The sequence below is a fragment of the Pseudomonas sp. FSL L8-0168 genome (assembly GCF_037976155.1).
GTDB lineage: Bacteria > Pseudomonadota > Gammaproteobacteria > Pseudomonadales > Pseudomonadaceae > Aquipseudomonas > Aquipseudomonas paracarnis.
The window spans coordinates 5,989,875-6,013,671 of the sequence record NZ_CP150262.1 but is presented as its reverse complement, the minus strand read 5'-3'; the positions used below and the strand labels follow the sequence as shown (position 1 = coordinate 6,013,671).

Sequence of the window (23,797 nt, the reverse complement as noted above, 5' to 3'; positions counted from 1 at the left end):
GATGAGCGCTGCACAACTGCGTCGAGTCAATGCGGAAAGTTTTGCCCACTACCGCCGGGGCTTGATCGAGCTGTTGCTGGACGCGGTGCAGCACGGCGCGTCGGTGGGCTTCATGGCCGACTTCGATGAGGCCCAGGCCCGGGACTACCTGAGCGGCGTGCAAGCCGGTGTCGAGGACACCAGCCTGCTGCTGTGGGTGGTGGTGCGCGACGAGCAGGTGATCGCCAGCGTGCAATTGGCGTTGTGCCAGAAAGCCAACGGTCTGAACCGCGCCGAGGTGCAAAAGTTGCTGGTGCACAGCAGCGCCCGTCGCCATGGCCTGGGCCAGCAATTGATGAATACCCTGGAACTCGCCGCGCGCCAGCACAAGCGTGGCCTGCTGTACCTGGACACCGAGGCCGGCTCCGGCGCCGAAGCCTTTTACCAGTCGCTGCGCTACACCAAAATCGGTGAGCTGCCCGACTATTGCCAAAGCCCGGACGGGCGCTACAGCCCGACCGCCATCTACTTCAAGACCCTGGGGCAACCTGCATGATTCCTGGTGAATATCAGATCCAGCCTGGCGAGATCGAACTGAATGTCGGCCGCCGCACCCTCACCCTCGGCGTGGCCAACAGCGGCGACCGGCCGATCCAGGTGGGCTCGCATTACCACTTTTTCGAGACCAATGACGCGCTGGAATTCGACCGAGCGGCCAGCCGTGGCATGCGCCTGAATATTCCGGCGGGCACGGCGGTGCGGTTTGAGCCGGGGCAGCGTCGGGAGGTGGAGTTGGTGGATTTGGGTGGTGGGCGGCGGGTATTTGGGTTTGCAGGGCGAGTCATGGGCGACCTTTAGGGCCTCATCGCAGGCAAGCCAGCTCCCACAGTTGAAATGCAACCCCCTGTGGGAGCTGGCTTGCCTGCGATAGCGATTTCACATTCAACACCTATTCTTCAGGGCACACACATGAAAATCACCCGCCAAGCCTACGCCGACATGTACGGCCCCACCGTCGGTGACAAGGTGCGCCTGGCCGACACCGAACTCTTCGTCGAAGTGGAACAGGACTTCACCGTCTACGGCGAAGAGGTCAAATTCGGCGGCGGCAAGGTGATCCGTGACGGCCAGGGCCAGAGCCAGTTGCTCGCCCATGAAGTGGTCGACACGCTGATCACCAACGCGCTGATCATCGACCACTGGGGCATCGTCAAGGCTGACGTGGGCCTCAAGAACGGCCGCATCCACGCTATCGGCAAGGCTGGCAACCCGGACATCCAGCCCGGTGTGACCATGGCCATCGGCGCCAGCACCGAAGTGATCGCCGGGGAAGGCATGATCCTCACGGCGGGCGGCATCGACTCCCATGTGCACTTCATCTGCCCGCAGCAGATCGAAGAGGCCCTGACCAGCGGCGTCACCACCATGATCGGCGGCGGCACGGGGCCGGCCACCGGCACCAACGCCACCACCTGCACCTCCGGCCCGTGGCACCTTGCGCGGATGCTGCAGGCCAGCGATTCGTTCCCGATGAACATTGGCTTTACCGGCAAGGGCAACGCCAGTTTGCCCGAGCCGCTGATCGAGCAGGTCAAGGCCGGTGCGATCGGCTTGAAGCTGCACGAAGACTGGGGCACCACGCCGGCGAGCATCGACAACTGCCTGAGCGTCGCCGATGCCTACGACGTGCAGGTGGCGATCCACAGTGACACCCTCAATGAGTCGGGCTTTGTCGAAACCACCCTCGCCGCGCTCAAGGGCCGCACCATCCACACCTACCACACCGAAGGTGCCGGTGGCGGCCATGCACCGGACATCATCAAGGCCTGCGGTTTCCCCAATGTGCTGCCCAGCTCCACCAACCCGACGCGGCCGTTCACGCGTAATACCATCGACGAACACCTGGACATGTTGATGGTGTGTCACCATCTGGACCCGAGCATTGCCGAAGACGTGGCCTTCGCCGAAAGCCGCATCCGCCGCGAAACCATCGCCGCCGAAGACATCCTGCACGACCTCGGCGCGTTCTCGATGATCAGTTCCGACAGCCAGGCTATGGGCCGCGTCGGCGAGGTGATCACACGCACCTGGCAGACCGCCGACAAGATGAAAAAACAGCGTGGCCCGCTGCCCGGCGACGGCCCCGGCAACGACAATTTCCGCGCCAAGCGCTACATCGCCAAATACACCATCAACCCGGCGATCACCCACGGCATCAGCCATATCGTCGGCTCCATCGAAGTCGGCAAATGGGCCGACCTGGTGCTGTGGCGCCCGGCTTTTTTCGGCATCAAGCCCACGCTGATCCTCAAGGGCGGCGCCATTGCTTCGAGCCTGATGGGCGACGCCAACGCCTCGATCCCGACGCCGCAGCCGGTGCATTACCGCCCCATGTTCGCCAGCTTCGGCAGCTCCCTGCACGCCACCAGCCTGACGTTTATCAGCCAGGCCGCGCAGGCGGCCGGACTGCCCGAGGCCCTGGGCCTGAAGAAGCAGATCGCGGTGGTCAAGGGTTGCCGCGATGTGCAGAAAACCGACCTGATCCACAACGATTACCTGCCGGATATCGAGGTTGACCCGCAAACCTATCAGGTCAAGGCTGACGGTCAGTTGCTGTGGTGCGAACCGGCCGAGGTGTTGCCGATGGCCCAGCGGTACTTCCTGTTCTAGAGAATGGCGCTGATCGCTTGATCGGTCAGTGTCTGGTTCAAGGTGATCAGCTCGGCATTGATGCGGCCAAAGGTGTCATCGTAGTCTTGCTGGGGCATCAGTTGCCCCGGTTCACTTTCCGAAGCCGATCGGCCCAGGCGCCGGGCTGTCTGGCTGATGGTTTGACGCAGGGCCTGCCTCGCTCTCTCGGGGAGGTGGGCAGCGGCGGCCCATTGTGCCTGCGCGGCCTCATAGTCGATCAGGGCGTCGAATTTTTCGGCAATCAGCGCGTAATCAGTTTGATGCGCACGCTGCAGGAAGTCAGTCCACATCGGCTGCTCCAGCAGATTGTCACGCAACTGCGCGCCCTGATCCTGCAGCTGTACGCGCTGGAATGCCGCCTCCACCATCGGCGCCGTGACATAGTCCTCGCGAAACATCATGCTTCTGGATTGCCAGGGCAAGTCCAGCCGGGTGGCCAGCGGCACCGTATACGCCAGATAGATTTCGACTTCGTCGATATCGGCGATCACATTACCGGCGCCATCGTAATGCTCAATGCGCAGGCCCTGGGCATCATACTCGGGAAACCTGGCGCCCTGCTCCTGCAACTCGGCGACGCGAGCATGGGCAATACGCCCCAGCTCATCAAGGCGCCATTTCCTCCTGGCTAGGTTGAACACGGCCCTGCGCACGGCGTCGACATCCTCGCTGAAGTAGGCTGACCAATGCAGCACGGCAACGCCCATCGAATTGAACAACTGCGCCCCGGCGTCCACGCAGGCCGCTGGGTCCCGGGCCATCAGGAACAAGTGCTCGCGTAATTCGGCGTCTTCGCCCATCGCCTCAAGCATGCGCCAGACTTTGGCGGTCAATTCCGGCAACCATACGCCGCCCCTGCCTGTCGAGTCCCCGGAGTGCCTGACGGCACGAAGAAGATTGAAAAAGCCCTCAGAGCCAAACGAGCCTTCAAGCATGTCCCATAACACTTGCCTGGAGGGCCATTCCTGCGCCGAATAACCGGTTTTCCACTGCTCGCTGTCGAGCGCGCCCCTTTTCGGCAATTGGCGATCCGGATCCCGGCCAGCGGCCTCGATGTACCGCTTGAATTGAGCAAGCAGTTCAGGCGTCAGCTCTTCACGGGTGAGGAAGGTTTTCGCCACAATCAGTGCCTTATCCGAGCCCGGCGCGAACTCGGGAATCCGCGCTATCGGGTTCTGCCGCATATCCAGAATGAAATTTTCCGGCCTGGGCACACGGAACACACTGGCAGGCCACTCCTCCAGGCTTGTGTCATTGAGCAGCAAGGTCTGTAAGCGCGGCATGCGCCCAACATCGGGTGGCAAGCCGAGTGGGTTCATGTCCAAAAACAACTCCTTGAGACGCACCCGATCTTTCAAGCGCAGGACGTCTTCAGGCGTCAGGACAATATCGTTGCCGCCCAAATGCAACCGCTGCAAATGCGGCATCTGTTCGATGGCTGACGGCACGCTTGTCAGTTGAGCAGCCTCGATCCCTAATCGACGCAGACCGCGAAAGTTGGCGAGCAGTGGCTGCACATCCGCATCCGTCAGCTGCGAGCCTTCGGTTCCCACAATGCCCAAGTAGCTGACATGGTCGAAGTTTGCAGTCAGTGCGGGCAAGGTTCTGAGCTGCTGTGCCAGGTCGTCTTCCAACCATTCGATTTTCTGCCCCAAAAGGCGCCCATTTCGATCGTAGTGCCGTGGGCCGACCTTTCTCCAGGCGTCATCCAGCGCCGTATAAATCTTGCGCCTGGCCCTCAGCACCTGGCGTTGCTGGTCACCGAACGCCTCCATGCCCTGGGGCGGTGTGCTCAACCAGTTGTGCAAGGTGGCCTGCAGGGTCTTGTACTCTTGCTCCAACGCACGCAGCCAGCTCAGGTCCAGCGCGCCGCGCTCGTTGATCAGGGCGAGCATTTCGTCCCGGGTGATTTGCGGGTACAGGCTGCGGACCCGCTCGCGCGTGATTTTTTCCCACTCAGTGCCACCCCGCCCGCTCAATGGATAGCCGCGACGCTCACCCGGCAACACGCTGGGCGGTCGAAAAAAAGGCAGTTTTTCCGGCGACATGCCCAAGGCTTTGCGCAACGGTACTCGGCCTATTGCATGCTGCTTGATCAACCCCTTCAATTGCTCACCCTGGCCGACGTGGGGCACGCCAATCGCGTTGCGATGGGCATCGGTCAACGCATGCTGCAAAGCACCATAGAAACCATTGAGCCCATGCAGGTGCTGGCCGCGCTCATCGAAGGCTTGGTAACGCCCATCCTCCATGCGTGCCAACACCTTGCGACTACTCGCCTCCAGGGGGCCGAAGCTGGCGCGCAATGGGCCTTCAAACCGGCCTTCGCGAACTTCCAGGCGCAAATTGTCCGACCAGCCGGGCAGTGCCGGCAGTGTGTGGAGGGCCAGGGTTTCGGTGTCTGGGCCGGCCAACGCGTCGAGGTACAAGCCTTCATACGCGAGGGTCAGGCGCATTTGCTGCTGCGCCCGGCGCGCCTTTTCAGCGAGGCGCAGGGGAATGCGCTTGGCGCGGTTCATCGTGTCGCGCTCGCTCGGCGTCGCGTCCACCAGCACTTCGCGCGCCAAAATCGTCGGCACGCCACTGAAGTCGCGCTGGATCAGCATAATCGCGGTGTCGGAGGGTGGCTGCTGCTCGACGTAGATACTCTTCATCAACCGCTCGCGCACCTCGATGGCCCTTTGTTCGAGTTTCAATCTCAGGGCCTCGGTTCTCGCCTCGGGTGTGCGGGCGGTGTAACTGCCCACCAGAGCATCGCGCTGAGGTTCGCTGAGCGCTTCGATAATGCGTATGGGCAACTGGCCGCTCATCAAATCGGCGCGGTGGACCTGCACGGTGTCCGCCCCCGCGGCCTGCTGATTACCGTATTTGATCGACGGTCCGCTCAACTCGGTGCCGGCAAATGCCTCGATCGCCTTGCTCGCTGGCCATCCCGGCAACTCCACCGCCAGGGATGCGGCATAGCTGCACAGTGCGCTGCTGAGCGAGCCCTGGCGAATGCCCTCGGCGACGTTCACCGCATCGCGATACGCCCTGAACTGGCGCAGGGTGTCGAGCAGGATCGCCGGTACCGCCTCGCCTTCCACATGCACGCGGCGCAGCACGTCCTCACTCACAGCCGCCACGCTGCGCGCCTGCTCCAACTCGGCATCGCTGAAGCCCTCCGTCACCGGGCCCAATCGCCGCATCAACGTGGCGCCTTCCCAGGTGTGCGGGCGTTCCACTTCATGGTTCCAGAGGCCAGCGCTGTTGCTCTTCAATATCGGTTGATAGGCCTCGGCACGTGTGGGATGGAGGATGCGGAATTGCTCGGTCAGCGGGTCTTGTTGCACGGCATAGCGTTTGCCCTCCAACGGCAGCACGGTCTGGCCGTTGTGCCGGTGCAGGCCTTGCTCATCCGCCGCCACTGAAGGGAGGGACGCGGTGTGCTCATAGGCCGACAAGTCGGGTTTCCAGAGCCGAGTCTTGCCACTGGGCAGGGTAACGGCCTTGAGCTGCTCGATAAACGGCGACACGGTGAAGTGCACCACGGCTGCCTGTACCGCCAGCGCCGCCAGGTTTTCCACCACGTCGGTGATGTGCGCCCAGCCCGCTTCGCGGTCGCCTTCGCTCAGCTCGATAACACCGTCGATGACTTCGTAAAGTAGTTGCCCGGCCATCGCCACAGCCATCACCACACCCAGCGGCGGCACCGCCATGGCCACCAGGTTCAGGCCGAACAGGCCGATACTCAGGTAATGCGCAGCGCGCAGTGAACGCGAGGCCTCATCGACATCGGAGGTGCTCACCGCACGATGCCGGGCGTTCTCGAACAGCCGCGTACGCAGGCTGCCCAGGCGATAGGTCCACAGGTCTGCAACTTGCCATAGGTCCGTCAGGGTGTGGGCGCGAATGTTGAATTCAGGGGCAGCGGCATGTACGCGCACGTAGGGCTGGGGTTCGCCCAGTGTCGAAGGCGTGGCAAAGGACGGAGAAGTCAGCAAGCGCCCCCACTCCGATCGCAAGGCCTGTGCACCAAACGGCTGGGGAGGTGCGTCCAGCACCAGTTCGGTCAGTCGTTTGTAGTAGTAGGCGCGGTCTTTGTCGGCAACGAACCGGGCAAAAAAATGCTGGTTCGGCGTAGCCTTCCAGCCTTGGGAGCGGTCAGCTTGCTGGGTGGTTTTCGCGCTCAGGCGCTCGGTCAAATCATTGCGAAAGTCATTGAAGCTTTCATAACGCTTGATGGGATGGTCGGGGTCATCGGGAATATAGACGATGACCCAGCAGGTGTAGCCAGGCTTGGCGCAAGTGTCGATGACCAGGCAATCGCGCACATGCAGGTTCATCAGGCTCAGGCTGCGATACCCGATGGGCTTATCGTCGCTGCGGATGTTTTTTTCCCCGGCCGCCACCCGCATCAGCAGCGCGTGGTCGCTGTCGCCAATGTCGCCTTTGAGCAATGCCAGGTACGCCGCCGCCTTGAAGGCGGCTTTCTGATGCCGGACATAACGTTCGCGCAGTTCGGCTTGGGATTTGGCGTCGTCAGGTTTCAATTGCGCCCGCAGGTGAGCCTGGTACTGCTTGCCCAGGTCCAGGTCTCGGCACAGCTGGGTGAACGCATGAATCTTCAGGGTCGTGGTGTGGCGCTCGAAATGATCGCGCACGTCCGGTTGGGTAATGAAACCTGAGGCGCTGTTGAAATAGCCCTCTCGAGTCTCCCGTTGCTCAAAGTTGCCGAGGGCAGCGTGCAGCAGGGAGAACGTTTTGACCCTGAAGCCACCGGTCTTCACGCCAAAGGCATCTTCGACCGGTACATACAGGCGCAACCAGGTTTGATTGACGTCCAGCTCGTGGCCGATAGCCTTTAGCTCGGCTTCCAGCAAGGGTTGGGCAAACGCTTGCTCCGAGCGTATGGGACTGAAGGTTTTCTCCAGTTCGTTGAGCGACTCGCAACGGGCGTCCAGCAACACTTTGAGCTGATCTTTGCGTGCCTGGGAAGCGGCGTCATACCAGCGGGGAATAGCCGGCGGCGTGTCCTTGAGGGCCTTGCGACGGGAGGGCGAACTGTTGACCAGGCAAGTGGGGATCGCCTGCTTGATCAGTTCGTAATGCTGGCCCTGCTCACCAGGAGGCGGGGTGGCGGGGTCGATGACCTGAAAGTCCGGCATGGGATGACAACCTTTTCTTGGAAGAGGTTGTCATCCTAGGCACGCCGTTTTTGCGGCTGGCGCTAACTAAATCAATGATCTGTTCAGAACTGCTCGCGCGGATTGAACGCAGCCTTTTGCGCCAGGGCCTCCCACAACGCCTTGACCTCATCATCCGCCGCCTTGGGCATGACAGCCTTGAGCTGGATGAACAGATAACCGCGCTGCCCGGCCTTGTTCAGCAAGCCATGGCCCTTGGCGCGCATGCGCTGGCCGTTCTGGCTGCCGGCGGGCACCTTGAGATTAATCTTGCCGGTCAGCGTGGGCACCGCGACTTCCGTACCCAGCGCCAACTCCCACGGCGCCAGCGGCAGGTTGATGATCAGGTTTTCACCATCCACCTCGAACTTGGCGTGTGGTGCAAACTTGATGATCAGGTACAAGTCGCCATTGGCCCCACCACCAATGCCAGGCGCACCCTGGGCCTTGAGGCGAATGCGCTCGCCATCGGCCACACCGGCCGGGATCTTCACGTTCAGGCTCTTGACGGTGTTGCTGACGTGCCGGCCGGAGGCATCGTACTGGGGCACCTGGAAGCTGATCTGCTTGGACTCGGTCGACAGGGTTTCTTCCAGCGACACCGTCAACTGCATCTCCACATCCTGGCCCTTGCGCCCGGCGGGACGGCGCTGGCCGCCACCGAAAGCGTCACCGCGCGAGCCGAAGATCGAACTGAAGAAATCCGAGAAGTCGCCCGCGTCCTGGCCACCGCCAAAGCCGCCACGGCTCTGCCAGCCCGGCGGCCCCTGGAACGGCTGGCCATGCTGGCCGTATTTACGCAGCTCGTCGTACTCGGCGCGCTTGTCGGCACTTTTCAGTGCCTCATAGGCTTCGGACGCGTCCTTGAACTTGGCTTCGGCATCCTTTTCCTTGCTCACGTCCGGGTGATATTTACGCGCCAGCTTGCGATAAGCCGACTTGATCTCCTTGTCGTCAGCCGTTGGCTCGACACCGAGAATCTTGTAGTAGTCTTTGAAATCCATGGGGGCATCACCATCCGTTATCGATATCGCGCAGCCCGCCACACGGCACGCCATGGCTGGCAGCCTGGGAATTGATGTCAGGGCGCGTCATAAGTTAAATGGCGATACACGGCATCAATGCAATGGCTGTGTACCGCCTGGATATGCCCACAAGATTGGGGCAAAACATGGACTTTCAAGATAGGACGCGTCTATTTACGACGACAGACGCGTTACCCGCAACGCAAGAATCAGGCAAATCGGCCTCTTATCATGTCTTCGGTGTACTGGTAGTCCAAACGCAACTCGGTGCCAGCGGCGATATCTTCGGTAGCGAAAATGGCATTGAGTAAAAATAGCTTGCGCTTGATCTGCGCGTCAGGCCCCACGCCCAGCCACATGTCGGCCTCGACGTCGAAAGCCACGGTCTCAACGTTGTAGCCTCCCAACGCCTGGCGCAGGGGTGTGCCGTTGGTGTCGTACTCAAAGTGGGTGTTGATTCGCGACAGGATGTTGTCACCCGACAAGTGAATCGGTTCTTCCACCAGCGTGTTCCCGTGGGCAACCCTCTGGCTGCCCACCTTCATGGTATAGGTCTGTTCGCCAGGCCCGAAGATACCGAACGGCAGCACGGTACCGCCGTACACACCGACGATTTCGCCTTTGGCGATTCGGCGGTTGGCCACCACCATCGACTGGCCGATCAACGCTTTCTCGCCCGGCACTTTCACGTCTTGTTCGGTGAACGTGCGCAGTTGCAGTTGCGCTTCATAGCGCGCGCCGACCTGTTCATATCCCTCGAACTGGATGTAAGGCTTGATCTGCGCCGAGGTGTAGTGGGCGCCCGAGTCCTGGGTCACCTGCTTCTCCAGCGACCTGATTCGAATAGGCCGTCCCTGATAATCCCTCAGCGGATACTTGCCGTTGTTGGCACGGACGTAGCTGCCGGCCGGATTGGGATTGGCCGTGAAATGGATTTCACGGCGCATATAGCTGAGTTCGCCCGCCGTGTATGGCCGCACCGGCATGGACTCCGAGGCCTCCACAAATTCATCGTCCGAACCTTGCGGTACCATCCCGCCCCTCAGGCCCCGGCGCTTCCAGACCCCGGTGATATCAGGCTTGGCAATCACACCGCTGCTGGTCAACAGCAACGGATTGTCCACCGCCTGTACCCACAGCACGTAGTACTCACCGTCGCCCGCGTCGGGCATGCTCGCGACAAAATATTGCTTGCCATTGAATTCAATGGCTTGCGCCTGGGAAAGTTGCAGGTTCACGGAGGTGCTTTCCACCAGCGCCTCAAGCGTTGCCGTGGGTACCAACGCCTGCGCCACTTCATCGCGGGTCAAGGTTTCAATCAACTGCGCTTCTTCAATCGCAAACTGTGCCTGCAACTCCTCGGCCTTGGCATCGTAGGCTGCGCGCGATAACGTCCCAGCCTCGAAATCACGCCGCAAAGTATCCATTTTTTGGTGATGGGGCTCGTTCTGTACTTCAAACCGTGCGCGGTATTTGTTCGCCACATAATCTTTCCAGAAGTCCCTTGAAAGCACGGCCTGAAACTCCTGTGCGGAGTTATCGAGGCTGATGACTCGCTGATAGGCATCATTAAGCATCTCCAAGGAGACATTACCCAGACGGGCGAACCGTGGCTGTTGCGGCTGGCCCGGCAACTCAAGGCGATCCTTCAGGCCATGACGATACGCCAGCCGAATCTCCACCTCTTCCAAGCGGCTGAACTCCACCTCGCGCTGAGCGGGGGTCAAGTCGTCGCGCTTGCGGATCGCAGTTCTACGCTGATCGATATCTTGCAGTGCGATCTTCTCCAGCTCCTCCAGGCGCAACAACCCTCTGGACAGTTTCAGCAGCGCCGCTCCCTGGGACGCGTCCAGTGCGAGGGTCCTGGCGTTGTGGGTCATCAGCAGGATCTCAAGGTTGCTGAAGGTCAGGGCCGCGCGATCACAACAGGCCGCCCTGCCCGCCCATTCAAACATTTCCTTGCGCAACTGCTCGGACTCGGCGCTGTTTTGCGTGATGCCATCGATCACGTCCCACACGCGCCGCTGCAAGTCTGCATGGCCTGCTGGTGCGACTTCCAGGTCACGCAGCACTTCGAAGAAACCTTGCGCACCGGGCAGGGCCTGCAGGGCGGCCCATTGAAGTCTGCGCTGCGCAACCTGTTGCGTGGAGAACCCGGTGGACCAGCGCCGGAACGGAGCATCAGTGGCAGCCAACACCACAGGACGATCAGCCACCCGCATGACGCTGGCGACCAGCCTGTTAGTGGCTCGTTCTCCCGCACTTAGCCGGTTGCCGTAAGCGACTATGCGTTGTCGCGTCTCGACCGACAACGGGTTCAAATCCAGATCGGTCACACGGGTGACGCGCAGGGTCTGTGCCAGTTGCTCGTCCGGCGGGGCTATCAGCGAATCGGGCAATGTGGAAATATTGTTAGCTCTGAGGTACACCGCATCCAGGCTTGGTTGGCCACCCAAGCCCGTCGGCCAGCTATCAATGCCGGTTGCCCCCATGCCCAATGAACGCAGATCCGACATTTGACTGAAATCCGGCGTGATACCCAGTGGGTTTGAATTGAGCAGCAACGCCCTGAGCGTGGTGCGTGACGACAGCATCGCTGCAGAATCGGGGGGCAGGCGTATCCGGTTGTTTTGCAGGGACAGCCGGGTCAAGCCCTGCATCTGCCCCAGCGCCGGTGGCAATTCGCGCAACCGGTTACTCGACAGGTCCAGCCAGCGCACGCCTCGAAAGCCAGAGAGAAAACCTTCAGGCGACGTATTGAGGTTCATGTTGCTCAATTTGAGTGAACCGACATGGCTGAAATCCGCATCCAGATCAGGCAGGCTCGGCAGGTTCAGGCCACTGAGGTCCAGCTCCAGACCGAAGGGGTCACCCGCGTGGGTGAGTTGCTGCGGGGTTTCCCTGCGCCAGCAACTCAAGATACGTTGCTGGGCCGTTGCGCGATCACTCAGTGCCGCCACCTCGGTGGAACGTTGCCCAACCCGCACATAGCGCTGGCGCTCACCGCCGCCGGAGAACCGCCAGCCCTCCAACTGACGCAGCAGCGTGTCAAATGCCTGCTCACGCGACGCCAGTTCTGCCTCGGAGGCCTCGCCCAACGCCCAAATCATCCCTCTGGAAAACTGCACGCTGTTGTTCGGGTATAGTTTCTGCATAACCCGAAGCCTTGGATTCGCGCTGTCGAAGGCGTCCTCAAGGGCGCCTCGCAGGAGCCGCGGATGGTTCTGCGTCAGGTTCTTCCAATACTGGTCGAACTTCTGCCAATAGTCGGCCGCAAAGGGGTTGCCATGCACGATGGTGACGTTATTCGTGCGCACGACCGCTTCGAGCTGATCCGCCGGCGGCGTCAAGTGTTGCGCGGGGACCTCCTGCAGTCGGTTATTCGACAGGTCGACACGCTTTAATCCGGTCAGGCTGGTTAATCCAGAAGGCCACCGGTCAATCTGCGTACCGCGCAAGTTCAACTCCGTGAGGTTTGGCATACCACTGAAGTCGGGCAATGTACCTAACGGGTTATGCATCAGGTCCAGGTTTTCAAGCGCGCTGAGCCGGCTTAACAAGTGCGCACTGTGCGGTGTCAATCGAAGCCCGCTGAAGGTGATGCTCAACGAAGTCAGATTTTTCATTTCCCCGATCACAGGCGCAAATTCGGCAACGTCGCCATTGAAGATCTTCAAACCCTCCAGATGCCTGAAGTTGTCGAGAAACTTGCCCGCGTTGCTCGACCAACTGATGTCGGACAGCTCAAGGTGTTGCACATGACTGAAATCTGCACTCACTGGCGGCAAATCAAACCGTTCCCCCCTGCCGTAATGCAGCTTCAGTGACGCCCCGGTTTCCCGCCGCCAGCAACGCACGACTTGATTGACCAGCTCTGTCTGAACGCTGTAGGCATTCATGGCTTGCGGCCCTTGGGCGCGCCACCACACCTTCAAGGTTTTTTTCAGTGCCCGAAACTCTTCCTCCCGCCGCGCTAGTCCCCCAGTCACGTCATCACCCAAGGATTGGATAAACGCGGTGATTTGCTCCTCGTTGAAGCTGGGAAACAACTGCCGTACACGCCCTCTGTCCGTGCGCAACGCGTTGCCAATTTTCCTGAACAGACGAAACCCCGGCCCGCCACCCAACAGACGAACCATCGGGTCATACTCCGGTTTGCGCAGTGGGTTGGCCTCCAGCACCGTAAGCAGCTCCGTGCGTGGTAAAGGGCTGCGCTGAATCGCCTGCTTGAGCTCAGCGGCGCTGCCCAGGCCCAGGCGCTGACGCTCGTCGAGCGCCAGTTGCTCCCAGATGGCACTGTAGAAATCGCCGGGCATGGAAGCCTGGAATTCGCCGCTCTCCAGCAGCACCAAGGTTCGCTTGTGCGGGAAATCGGGTGAGCCGATGGCATCGAGCACCGTGCCCTCAGGGGAATACTGGCGTAACTCCAGCCGCGAACCTCGGTGCCATCCTGGCAACGTTTCCAGGGTGCGCAAGGCCAAGCGATGGCTGTCGAGTCCGGTCTGAGTGTCAAGGTGCAGGCCCTCGTAGGCACGCGCCACACGGGTTTGCTGGGCACACCATTTCGCTTGCTCGGCCAATCGCTCAGGCAAGCGACCGCTGCTGCGCAAGGCCTCCAGTTCGTTTGCCGCAGCCCCTTGCAACAGCCGCTCGGCCGCCAGGGTCGGCAAGGCCGGGAATGCGTCCAGCACACGTTGTACATCCGCATCGGGCGCGGGGTTCAGCGCTCGGTAGCGTTCTTCCAGCAATGGCCCCTTGAGACTCTGCACGGCATCGCCGAGGTACTGGCGCAGTTGGCCGCAGCGAACGTCCAGGGATTGATCGGGGCTACCCGGGAACTCCTTGAGCTGCGGGTCGACACCCTGCAAGGTGTACAGCAACTCCCTGAGCAAGCGGCCCTGAGCCACGGTGCTTTCGGTCAGCACTATCACACGCTTGCGCACTGAAGTTGGCGCATCGGCGGTTTCCCACAGCACATCGCCGGTGGGGCCAATGACTTTAAGCGGTACGTTATCGGGCAGCAAACCGCGGCGCTGGAGCATGTCAAATTGCAGCACAGGATCGGCTTTCAGGTACACCAGCGGGTCGCTGCTTTTGATTTGCTCGACAAAGGTGCTGAACTGCCGGTGCAGTTCGAGGCGCTTGAGGGTGTCGTCCAGCAAGAGCGGCAGCGGCTCATGATCGACCATGGTCTGGCGCAACGCATCGGTCTCGACGCCGCTGATACGTAGCGGTTCGGACTGTCCGACGAGGCCCAGGCGCTTGTGCAGCGTGGGCTCGTCCCACGTCAGCGGTTGCTCCAGTTCATGGCTCCAGACCCCGTTATGGTTGTGCTCCAGTTCCGGCGCATAGGCATTGGGACGGCTCGGATGCTGGATGCGGTATTGACCTGTGTGTGGGTCTTGCTTGACCTGATAATGGGAGTCGTCGAACGGCACCAACTGTTGGCCTTCGTGCTCGTACAGGCCCAACGCATCGGGCTTGGCCTCGGGCAAGGGTTTGAGTGGCGATGCATAGGGCGCAAGATCAGGGTTCCACAGCACCTGCTTGCCTGTTGGCAGCGTCACCGGTTTGAGATGATCCACCGCACTCTGCCATTTGACGGCAGGCAACACCTTGGAACCGGCGGCGATGAAGGCAACGTTCAGCGCCACGGAAGCGAAATGCGCCCACATCTGGCGCGGCTCGCCCTGTTCGTAGGCCTCAATGCCCTCGAACACTTCGTAGCACATTTGCGAAGCACCCACCGCGAGCATGATCGGCCCCAGCCCCGGCACTACAAAAGCGGCCAGGTTGAACACGCTGACAGCCGCGTCGAAAAAGCTCTCCAAACGTTCGAGCCGAGCCTTGCGGTCTTCATCTTCAGTGGGCACGGCCACGGCACGTGCATCACTCAAAATCTTGCTGATATGTGCTTGGCGACTGCGCTGCCACAGGTCACCGGCAACGACCCAGTCTTGCATCGGCAACCGCGCTAACGGTGTGCGCAGCGGATAGTCTGCCCCGCCATTTCCGTTGTTGGCAGGCTGGTACAACCGATTGAACCGGGCGAAAAAACCGCCTTGGTCGCGCACCGGCACAAAGCGGCTGAAAAAGCGTCGATACGATGCGCTGTGCAGGCGTGTGCGCAAGTCAGCCATGAACTCGCTACTTGACGCATATTCCTTGACGGGCTGCTGGGGGTCACCGGGGATGTACACCACCAGCGGCTCGGAGCGGCTCGTATTTTGACGATCGGGCCCGATCAAAAGCGGCCCTACCAACACGCTATCGAATACTTTAAGTGCGGCATAAGTCACCGGTTTCCCACCAAGCCTGGGGATATCAGAACCGGTCACCACCTGCTTGAGCATTCGATAGGCATCGGCACTCAGCGCTCCGTTCAACTGCAGCCTGGCAATCTCGATGCACACTGCAAGCTGCTGGCGCTGGTGCTCCTCGAGTAGCTGCTGCAGTGCCTGGCGCTCGCCGGCGTCTGCAGGTTCAACCACCGCCTTGATATGCGCCTGGTACAGCGCGCCCAGGTCCAGAGTGCGGCAGAGCTTGGCGAACGCGTGGGGGGCGATTGCTACAGCTTGGGCATTGACCGCCGCGAAGCTCGCAATGATGTTGGGGTTTTGCGGGTTGAAGGTGGTGATCAGTTGGCAATCGGTGCACGCGCAGGGCTGTTCTTCATCGGCCTCGAAATTGGCCAGGGCGGCTTCCAGCAATGAAATGCCGCGGTATGTGTAGGTCAGCGATGCGTCATTTTGTTGTTCGAAAACAAAGGCACCGTAGAAGTCATCGCGAGCGCCTTTGGAGCCATACTTGCGCACGAAGAACACATTGCGTACATCCAGCTCCAGATTGAACTCGTTTTTGATCGCATCTTTCAGCGGTTGCTCGGCGAATGTCAGGACGTCTTCAATCTGGCCCAGGTGCGCCTCAATCGAATTAAGCGTTTCACGAAAGCGCGAATGCTGCGCCGCCAGGGTGGTTTTGTCCGTGTGGGTGGCGGCCAGGTACCACGCAGGAATATCCATCTCGTGCTTGCCCAGTTCTTCCTGGCGTTGCGGCGTACCTTCCTTGAACCAGTTCGGCACGCGTTGTTTGAGAAAGTCGTAATGCACGCCGCGCAGGTCGGCATTGAAGGTTGCATCAGGCATAGCAGTTCGTCCGTGAGGGCAGTAAAACCGCAGCCTAACCAAGCCCCCGCCGGTTCAAGACGTAGCTATGTAGCGCGATTACGCACTGATTTACGGATCACCGGTCTACGCATCCGCTCGCGAGTGACATACACTGCGCGGCCGTTTTTTGACCGGAACCTGTTAGACATGAAAAACGAATCTCCAGCCCGTGCCTGCGGCATTGACTTCGGCACGTCCAACTCCACCGTCGGCTGGATCCGCCCCGGCGAGGAGACGCTGATCGCGCTGGAGGACGGAAAAATCACCCTGCCGTCAGTGGTCTTCTTCAACTTCGAGGAACGCCGCCCGGTGTACGGTCGCCTGGCGCTGCACGAATACCTGGAGAACTACGAAGGCCGCCTGATGCGCTCGCTCAAGAGCCTGCTGGGTTCCAAGCTGATCAAGCACGACACCAGCGTGCTCGGCACTGCCATGCCCTTCACCGACCTGCTGGCACTGTTTATCGGCCAGCTCAAGAGCCGCGCCGAAGCCAACGCCGGTCGTGAATTCGAAGAAGTGGTACTGGGCCGCCCGGTATTCTTCGTCGATGACGACCCGATGGCCGACCAGGAAGCGGAAAACACCCTGGTGGATGTGGCGCGCAAGATCGGCTTCAAGGACATCTCGTTCCAGTACGAACCGATTGCAGCGGCGTTCGACTACGAGTCCACCATCGAGAAAGAAGAGCTGGTGTTGATCGTCGATATCGGCGGTGGTACCTCCGACTTCTCCCTGGTGCGCCTGTCGCCGGATCGTCGTCACAACGACAACCGCCAGAGCGACATCCTCGCCACCGGCGGCGTGCACATCGGCGGCACCGACTTCGACAAACAACTCTCGCTGGCTGGCATGATGCCGCTGTTCGGCTACGGCAGCCGCATGAAGAGCGGCGCCTACATGCCCACCAGCCACCACATGAACCTGGCGACCTGGCACACCATCAACTCGGTGTACTCGCAAAAATCCCAGCTGGCCCTGGGCAGCATGCGCTACGACATCGAAGACACCGGCGGCATCGACCGCCTGTTCAAGCTGATCGAACAGCGTGCTGGGCACTGGCTTGCCATGGAAGTGGAAGAAACCAAGATCCAGCTCACCCATCAAGACAGCCGCCACGTGCCGCTGGACCGCATCGAAGCGGGCCTGAGCGTAGACCTGAGCCGGGCGCTGTTCGAATCGTCCATCGACAACCTGCTCGAACGCGTGCGCGGCAGTGTCACGCAGTTGCTCAATGACGCCTCGGTGAGCGTGGCCCAGGTGGATACGGTGTTCTTTACCGGTGGTTCCAGCGGCATTCCGGCACTGCGCCACAGCATCTCGGCAATGCTGCCGAATGCGCGGCATGTGGAAGGTAATATCTTCGGCAGCATTGGCAGTGGTTTGGCGATTGAGGCGAGCAAGCGTTACGGCAGCTGAGTTTTAGCTGAAACCGTGGCGCGCCCTTCGCGAGCAAGCCCACATAGTTGGATCGTTGGGGTTTCAGGTAGATAGGCTTCGGCTGGCAGGCCGTCATCGCAGGCAAGCCAGCTCCCACAGGTGATCGCATTTCAATGTGGGAGCGGGCTTGCTCGCGATGGCGTCAGCCCAGGCGGCACAAGGCTTAAACCATCCCACCCAGCTTCAGCTCGCTTTTCAGATAGGCATAGTAAATCGGCCCCGCCACCACCCCCGGCAGGCCGAACGCTGCCTCAAACACCAGCATCGCCAACAGCAATTCCCATGACTTGGCACTGATCTGCCCGCCGACGATTCGCGCGTTGAGGAAGTACTCGACCTTGTGGATCACGATCAAATACCCCAGCGCCGCCACCGCCACCCAGATCGACAGCGACAGCGCCACGATGGTGATCAGGGTGTTGGAGATCAGGTTGCCGATCACGGGCAGCAGACCGAGCAGGAAGGTCAGCACGATCAGGGTCTTGGTCAACGGCAGGTGAATGCCACACAACGGCAGCACCACTGCCAGGAACACCGCGGTGAAGGCGGTGTTGAGCGCGGCGATCTTGATCTGGGCGAAGACGATGTTGCGAAACGCCTGGACCAACAGGTGCAGGCGGTCGAACAGCGCGGCGGCCAGGGGTTTGCGCTTGGTCAAGTCGGGCACGCGCTGCAAGGCGATGATCGCACCCAGCACCATGCCGATCAGCAAGGTGACGAACATGTGGGCGGCGTCTTTGCCAACCAGTTGCAGTTCGCTCAGGTGCTTGCTTAGCCAATCACCGATGGCCACGCGAAACTCCGCGGCGCTGGCGGGCAGGTAAGCATCGATGGACGGCGGTAATTGCCCGCGCGCGCGGTCGACCACGCCCATGAATTTGTCCAGGGAAGCCCCGGGGTTTTCCGCTTCGTGGAGCAGGAAGCTGATGGCGCCGGCGAAGATCAAGGCCAACACGCTGACGATCAAGGTGCCCAGCAAGGCCACCGCCAGCCAGCGCGCGCGCCGGCCTTCGATCAGGCGTTGCAGTTGAGGGGTGAGCATGTTGACCAGTTCATAGACCAACAGGCCGGCCAGCAGGCTGGGTAGCAATTTCAGCGGCAGTACCAGCAGCAACCCGCCGAAAATGATGATGTAGCTGGACAGCAACAACACATGACGCTGAGAAAACGTTGGCATACAGCCTCAAAACAAACGGCGTTGAAGGATGGGCAGTCTGCCAGCCTTGGAAGAATCAAGCGAGAGCGGGTGTTGTGAATACGATCAAGTGTGGGGGCTGGCTTGCCTGCGATGCGGGCACCTCGGTGTATCCGTCATACCGAGGCAGGCAAGCCAGCTCCCACAGGGGTTCTGCAGCATTCGTGAACTCGCGATCAGCCCTTGAGGCAGGTGCTCATGAATGTCTTGCGCGCATCACCGGTCAACGCCTTGGTTTTCGCCGACGCATTGCAGTCTTTCATCTTCTGCTGCTGCGGGGTCAGGGTCTTGGCGTCGTTGGCGGCAGGTGCCGACAGGCAGGTCTTCATGAAGGCCTTACGGTCATCGCCCTTGAGCGTCTTGGTGGTGGCCTCGGCATTGCAGGTGGTCATTTTGTTTTGCTGGGCAGTGGCGGCAAAACCCTGGGCACACATCAGCAGGCCCATCATCAACAACGGAATACGCAGCATCTTCATGGAGTTTTCTCCCTGTTACCGTGCCGACGGGCACGGCCTACAGCGCAGTGTAGTCAAAACCTGTTACAACTTCACCGGCCACGAATGTTCGCCCGCCGATATTGCTCCGGCGTGCAGCCGGCGTGGCGTTGGAACATGGCGATAAACGCTGAGGCGGTGCTGTAGCCCAGATCAAACGCCACGTGTTGCACACTGCGGTCGCTGTCCAGCGCTTCGATGGCCGCCAGGTAGCGCAAGCGCTGGCGCCATTCGCCGAAGCTCATGCCCAGCTCGCGCACAAACTGGCGCGCCAGGGTGCGCTCGCTCACATGCACCTGCTCGGCCCATTGCGCCAGAGGGCGGTTGTCTCCCGGTTCTGCCTGCATGCCCTCCAAGACCCCAAGCAATCCCGGGTGGCGGGCGTAGGGCAGGAAGCAGTCGTGGACCGGCGCCTGCCTGAGCTGGTCCACCAGCACCTGGGCCAGGCGGATATCGGCATCGGTGCGCGGTGCATTGACATCGCGCAGGGCGAAATCCTTGAGGATCGCCTTGAGAATGTCGCTGATCGCCAGGGTGCAAGGCTGCTGCGGCAACTGCTCGCACAGCTGCGGCGCCAGCCCTACGGAGTGGTAGACAATCGCCTCGGCATTGTAGGAGCTGTGCTCGGTAAGCGGCGGCACCCACACGGCGTATTGCGGTGGCGACATGAAGCGATTGCCCGCCACTTCCATGCGCATCACACCGCTGGCCGAGTAATCCAGCGAGCCCCATGTGTGCTGGTGGGGGGTGCATTCGGTGTCCGGGGCAAAATCGGAATACCGAAAGTACACCGGGCTTGGCAGGCGGGCGAAATCGGGCAGGCGTACGGTGTGTCGGGACATATTGTCTGGATTCAACGCTCAGTTGTCTGGATCGCAGTATAGGCTTCGATCCAGACAGAGGATAATCCTGCCTCGTCAACACACTGGGTTTCTTTTCAATGCAATACGCGTATCCGCTGCTGGCTATCTTTATCTGGGCCGGCAACACCGTGGTCAACAAATTGGCCGTGGGCTCGATCTTCCCGGCTGAAATCGGCTTTTACCGCTGGCTGTTCGCTGCGTTGCTGTTCACGCCGTTCATGCTCAAACCGGTGGTCGCCCACTGGCCGCAGATCCGTCCCAACCTGGGCAAGATCTTTATCCTCGGCGTGCTCGGCATGGCGGTGTATCAGAGCCTGGCCTATTACGCCGCGACGCTGACCAGCGCCACCAATATGGGCATCATCCTGTCTCTGATGCCGTTGATGGCGCTGACCGCCGCGATCATCAGCCTTGGCCAACGCCTGACCTTCGGTGCGCTGACCGGCGCGGTGCTGTCGTTCGCAGGCGTGGTCGTGGTGGTGTCGGCCGGCAGCCTGGGCGCGTTGCTGCAACATGGGGTCAACCTGGGCGACGGCATGATGCTGGTGGCAACATTGGCTTATGCGGTCTACAGCACCCTGCTGAAAAAATGGCAGCTGCGCCTGCCGCCGTTGGTGCTGCTGTATTTGCAGGTGCTGGTCGCGGTGATGGTGCTGCTGCCGCTGTATCTGTTCTCGGCCAAGGCCGGTTTGGGCTGGGCGAATATTCCGCTGGTGCTATATGCCTGCCTGCTGGCTTCGATGCTGGCACCGCTGGCGTGGATGCACTCGGTCAAGACCCTGGGGCCCAGCCGTACCACGTTGTTCTTCAACCTGCTGCCGCTGATTACCGCGCTGATTGCGGCGGTGGTGCTGAAGGAAGAGTTGGCGCGGTATCACCTGGTGGGTGGCTTGCTGACCCTGGGTGGAGTGATCCTGTCGGAGCGCTGGACCACACCGGTCAGACGCCCTCAGGACGCATCCTGTTAAATCCGATAAAACTTTTCGCCTGGCCCGGGACTCACAACCAATAGCGATCACGCCGGCAGAGCGTGGCGTACAACCGGATTAGCCCCAGGAGATTGAAATGACTCAAGCACAACTGACTGACGTTGCGACCCTGCGCAGCCGCGCCCGCCAGAACGTCGAAAACGGTGCCGTGACCGAAGGCTACGACGCCGACCGTCAGGAAATCATCCGACTGCTCAACGAGTCGCTGGCCACTGAACTGGTCTGCGTGTTGCGCTACAAGCGTCACTACTTCATGGCCAACGGCCTCAAGGCCAGCGTGGCTGCCGATGAGTTCCTGGAACATGCGACCCAGGAAGCCGAGCACGCTGACAAACTGGCCGAGCGTATCGTGCAACTGGGCGGCGAGCCGGAGTTCAACCCCGACCTGCTGTCGAAAAACTCCCATGCGCAATACGTGGCGGGTAACACCTTGAAGGAAATGGTCTACGAAGACCTGGTGGCCGAGCGGATCGCAGTAGACAGCTACCGCGAGATCATCCAGTACATCGGTGACAAAGACCCGACTACCCGCCGCATCTTCGAAGACATCCTGGCTCAGGAAGAAGAACACGCGGACGATATGGCGGATATTCTGCAGGATCTGTAATAACTAACACCGCAACATCCCCCTGTGGGAGCGGGCTTGCTCGCGATAGCGTTGGATCAGTTGATAAATCATTGACTGATACCCCGCTATCGCGGGCAAGCCCGCTCCCACAATTACTTCACGGTCTTGGGCGCCTTGCCTTCCTTCATCTGTTGCAGCAACGGTGCGCACTCATTGGGCTCGCCACCGCTTGGGGCAACCAAGGCGAGCAAGCCGGCGGCCGGCCCGGCGATCACGCCCAGGGCGACCATGCCTGCACCACGTAGCGCCAACGGAATGGCTTTCACGCCAGCATTGGGCTTGATGAAAGGTCCATTGACGTAAAGCGGTGAACGCAGGGAGAACAGGCGAAAACCCTTGGATTCCGGCGTGATGGTCAGGTCCAGTTGCTCGGTGGCCATATTCGCGGTGCCGTCGATGTAGATGATCGCGTTCTCGGTATCGAACACAAACAACCGTGTGGTCGCCAGGCCCGTCTTGATGCCGAAGTCCGCCGCCGCGCAGTTGATCTTTACCTCTTCGTCGCCGAACAGGCGGCCGACCACGTAGTTGCCCACGTTGAGCCCGGCGATTTCCATCAGGCTTCGGCTGATGGCACCATCGTTGATGAGCATCTTCAGGTCACCGTTGGATGTGCCCAACAGTGCCGCCACCGAGTTACCGCGCCCGGTAATATCAGCATCGCCGTTGAGTTCACCGAAGCTGGTTTTCATCGGTTCGAAAGTCGGGAACAACTGCTTGAGCTTGAAGTTGCGCGCCGTCAGCTTGGCGCGGCCCTCCATCGGCGTAGTGCGGCCGTTCAAGCGAATCTGCGCATCGAGCTTCCCACCGGCCACGCCAAAGCGCAGGGGTTCAAGGCTCAGTTGGCCGTCGTTGAGCACCAGGTGGGTGTAGAGGTCGGTAAAGGGCAAGTCGGCACTGTGCACGATACGCTTGCCGGTGAACTCCACATCGGCATCCATATCGCGCCAACGCTCGGTGCGGAACTCCTCAACCGGCAGCACTTTGGTCGCCGGTTGCTTGCTTTCACCGCCACGGGCTTTTTGCTTGGCGTTGGAGTCCGCGCCAATCAAAGGCGCCAGGTCATCCATCAGCAGTTGGTTGGACACCAGCGCGCCACTGAGCTTGGGCCGTGGCTGGCTGGCAACATAGGCCAGGTCGCCGTGGATGTCGCTGTTGCCAATCTTGCCGTTGAAGTTCTCGTAGCGAAAGGAGGCGCCGCTGGCTTCATGCAGTTTGGCGATCAGGTGGCCGTCGGTGGAATAGGCCGGCGAATCCGGCAGGGTCACGCCGGTCAGCGGATACAGGTTGCCCAGACTGCTGCCTGAAAGCTTCAGGCGCAGGTCCAGGGCGCCGAGGTTCAGCGGGTCGGTCAGGGTGCCGGCCAGGGCGATGCTGGTGTCCGCGATCTTGACCTGGGCTTGCAGCGGGAACGGCTTGGCCGCGTCCTGCAAGGCCAGCAAGCCACCGATCTTGCCCGTGCCCGCGAGCTTCTGACCATGATATTGACCTTTGACCTTGAGGCCGAACGCGTAGTCCTGGGGCGCCGAGCCTTTTTCCAGGGCCTTCTTGGCATCGGCGTCGCCGACGATTTCACCGAAGGGGATCGGCTTGCCCAGCGGGTCGATGATCACCTCCAGCTGGGTCTTGAGGCTTTGATCGTCAAGGGTCACATGGCCTTTGTCGAAGCCGATGGCGCCAATGTCCACCACCCAGTTGGACGGTTCGGCGTTGGGGTCCTTGGGGTCGAACTTGAACGTCCAGTTGGCGCGGCCATCCGCCAGGCGCTGCAACTGGGCACTGGGTTCGGTGAGGTCGATGCGGGGGATCACCACACGCTGCACCAGCAAGGCCAGGGGCGAAATGCGCAGCTCAACCTTCTTGAGCGTGACCATCTGCGGTTGTTTCGACCAATCGGGGTTACCCAGGGTCAGGTCTTCGGCAATCACATGGGGCCACGGCACCCAGGCGCGCCAGCCGCCTTCATCGGGCTCACGCTGCCACACCACCGCGAGGTTGCCGTTAATGGCGAATGGACGATGCAGTTCTTCGGAGACTTTGGCATTGAGGGGCGGCTTGATGCGGTTCCAGTCGAAGAACACCAACACCAGTACCACGATGGCAATCAACAGAACGAAGCTGGCGCAGCTCCAAGCGAGAATTTTACGAGTGCGCGTCATTGCACA

The 23,797-nt window shown here is 60.8% G+C and carries 13 protein-coding genes; 6 read left to right on the top strand and 7 right to left on the bottom strand.

Annotated elements, in window-relative coordinates; translation table 11 throughout:
- Position 1: 1 nt before the first annotated feature.
- The 3 genes from MHH62_RS27450 to ureC all read left to right on the top strand — a co-directional run bounded on the left by MHH62_RS27450 (position 2) and on the right by ureC (position 2,649).
- Positions 2-535: a GNAT family N-acetyltransferase gene (locus MHH62_RS27450; RefSeq protein ID WP_020301611.1), complete on the top strand. Its 534-nt coding sequence runs from the start codon at positions 2-4 to the stop codon at positions 533-535.
- Positions 532-837, top strand: coding sequence for an urease subunit beta (locus MHH62_RS27445; protein ID WP_003188134.1), 306 nt, complete (start codon positions 532-534; stop codon positions 835-837). The genes MHH62_RS27450 and MHH62_RS27445 overlap by 4 nt, the downstream gene beginning before the upstream one ends.
- A 111-nt stretch (positions 838-948) precedes the next feature.
- Entirely contained in the window at positions 949-2,649 is a 1,701-nt protein-coding gene (gene ureC, locus MHH62_RS27440) for an urease subunit alpha (protein WP_020301612.1), read from the top strand.
- Here ureC and MHH62_RS27435 read toward each other — a convergent pair.
- From MHH62_RS27435 to MHH62_RS27425, 3 genes are all read right to left on the bottom strand, one after another.
- Positions 2,646-7,817 (bottom strand): DUF6543 domain-containing protein, encoded by a 5,172-nt coding sequence (locus MHH62_RS27435; protein ID WP_339232181.1) that lies wholly within the window; start codon positions 7,815-7,817, stop codon positions 2,646-2,648. The two genes, ureC and MHH62_RS27435, sit on opposite strands and share 4 nt — an antisense overlap.
- Positions 7,818-7,900: 83 nt before the next feature.
- A complete protein-coding gene (locus tag MHH62_RS27430; protein WP_014716703.1) occupies positions 7,901-8,839 on the bottom strand; it encodes a DnaJ C-terminal domain-containing protein in 939 nt (312 codons plus the stop codon).
- Positions 8,840-9,069: 230 nt separating this feature from the next.
- A complete protein-coding gene (locus tag MHH62_RS27425; RefSeq protein WP_339232180.1) occupies positions 9,070-16,005 on the bottom strand; it encodes a DUF6543 domain-containing protein in 6,936 nt (2,311 codons plus the stop codon).
- Between the two features lie 168 nt (positions 16,006-16,173).
- Here MHH62_RS27425 and MHH62_RS27420 point away from each other — a divergent pair, with 168 nt between their 5' ends.
- Positions 16,174-17,442, top strand: coding sequence for an Hsp70 family protein (locus MHH62_RS27420; RefSeq protein WP_014716701.1), 1,269 nt, complete (start codon positions 16,174-16,176; stop codon positions 17,440-17,442).
- 184 nt (positions 17,443-17,626) lie between these two features.
- On the opposite strand, the gene MHH62_RS27415 is transcribed toward MHH62_RS27420, so the two are convergent.
- The 3 genes from MHH62_RS27415 to MHH62_RS27405 all read right to left on the bottom strand — a co-directional run bounded on the left by MHH62_RS27415 (position 17,627) and on the right by MHH62_RS27405 (position 19,994).
- Positions 17,627-18,640: an AI-2E family transporter gene (locus MHH62_RS27415; protein ID WP_003188124.1), complete on the bottom strand. Its 1,014-nt coding sequence runs from the start codon at positions 18,638-18,640 to the stop codon at positions 17,627-17,629.
- A 194-nt stretch (positions 18,641-18,834) separates the two neighbouring features.
- Entirely contained in the window at positions 18,835-19,134 is a 300-nt protein-coding gene (locus tag MHH62_RS27410) for a PsiF family protein (RefSeq protein ID WP_014716700.1), read from the bottom strand.
- Positions 19,135-19,205: 71 nt separating this feature from the next.
- A complete protein-coding gene (locus MHH62_RS27405; RefSeq protein ID WP_003188122.1) occupies positions 19,206-19,994 on the bottom strand; it encodes a helix-turn-helix transcriptional regulator in 789 nt (262 codons plus the stop codon).
- 98 nt (positions 19,995-20,092) lie between these two features.
- On the opposite strand from MHH62_RS27405, the gene MHH62_RS27400 reads away from it, so the two are divergent.
- Together MHH62_RS27400 and MHH62_RS27395 are read left to right on the top strand one after the other, a co-directional pair.
- Entirely contained in the window at positions 20,093-20,983 is an 891-nt protein-coding gene (locus MHH62_RS27400; RefSeq protein WP_032904034.1) for a DMT family transporter, read from the top strand.
- Between the two features lie 97 nt (positions 20,984-21,080).
- The gene (locus MHH62_RS27395; RefSeq protein WP_014716698.1) at positions 21,081-21,611 is read left to right on the top strand and encodes a ferritin-like domain-containing protein; all 531 of its coding nucleotides are present in this window, start codon (positions 21,081-21,083) and stop codon (positions 21,609-21,611) included.
- 113 nt (positions 21,612-21,724) lie between these two features.
- Here MHH62_RS27395 and MHH62_RS27390 read toward each other — a convergent pair whose 3' ends face one another.
- Positions 21,725-23,791 (bottom strand): AsmA family protein, encoded by a 2,067-nt coding sequence (locus MHH62_RS27390; protein ID WP_339232178.1) that lies wholly within the window; start codon positions 23,789-23,791, stop codon positions 21,725-21,727.
- Positions 23,792-23,797: the final 6 nt, after the last annotated feature.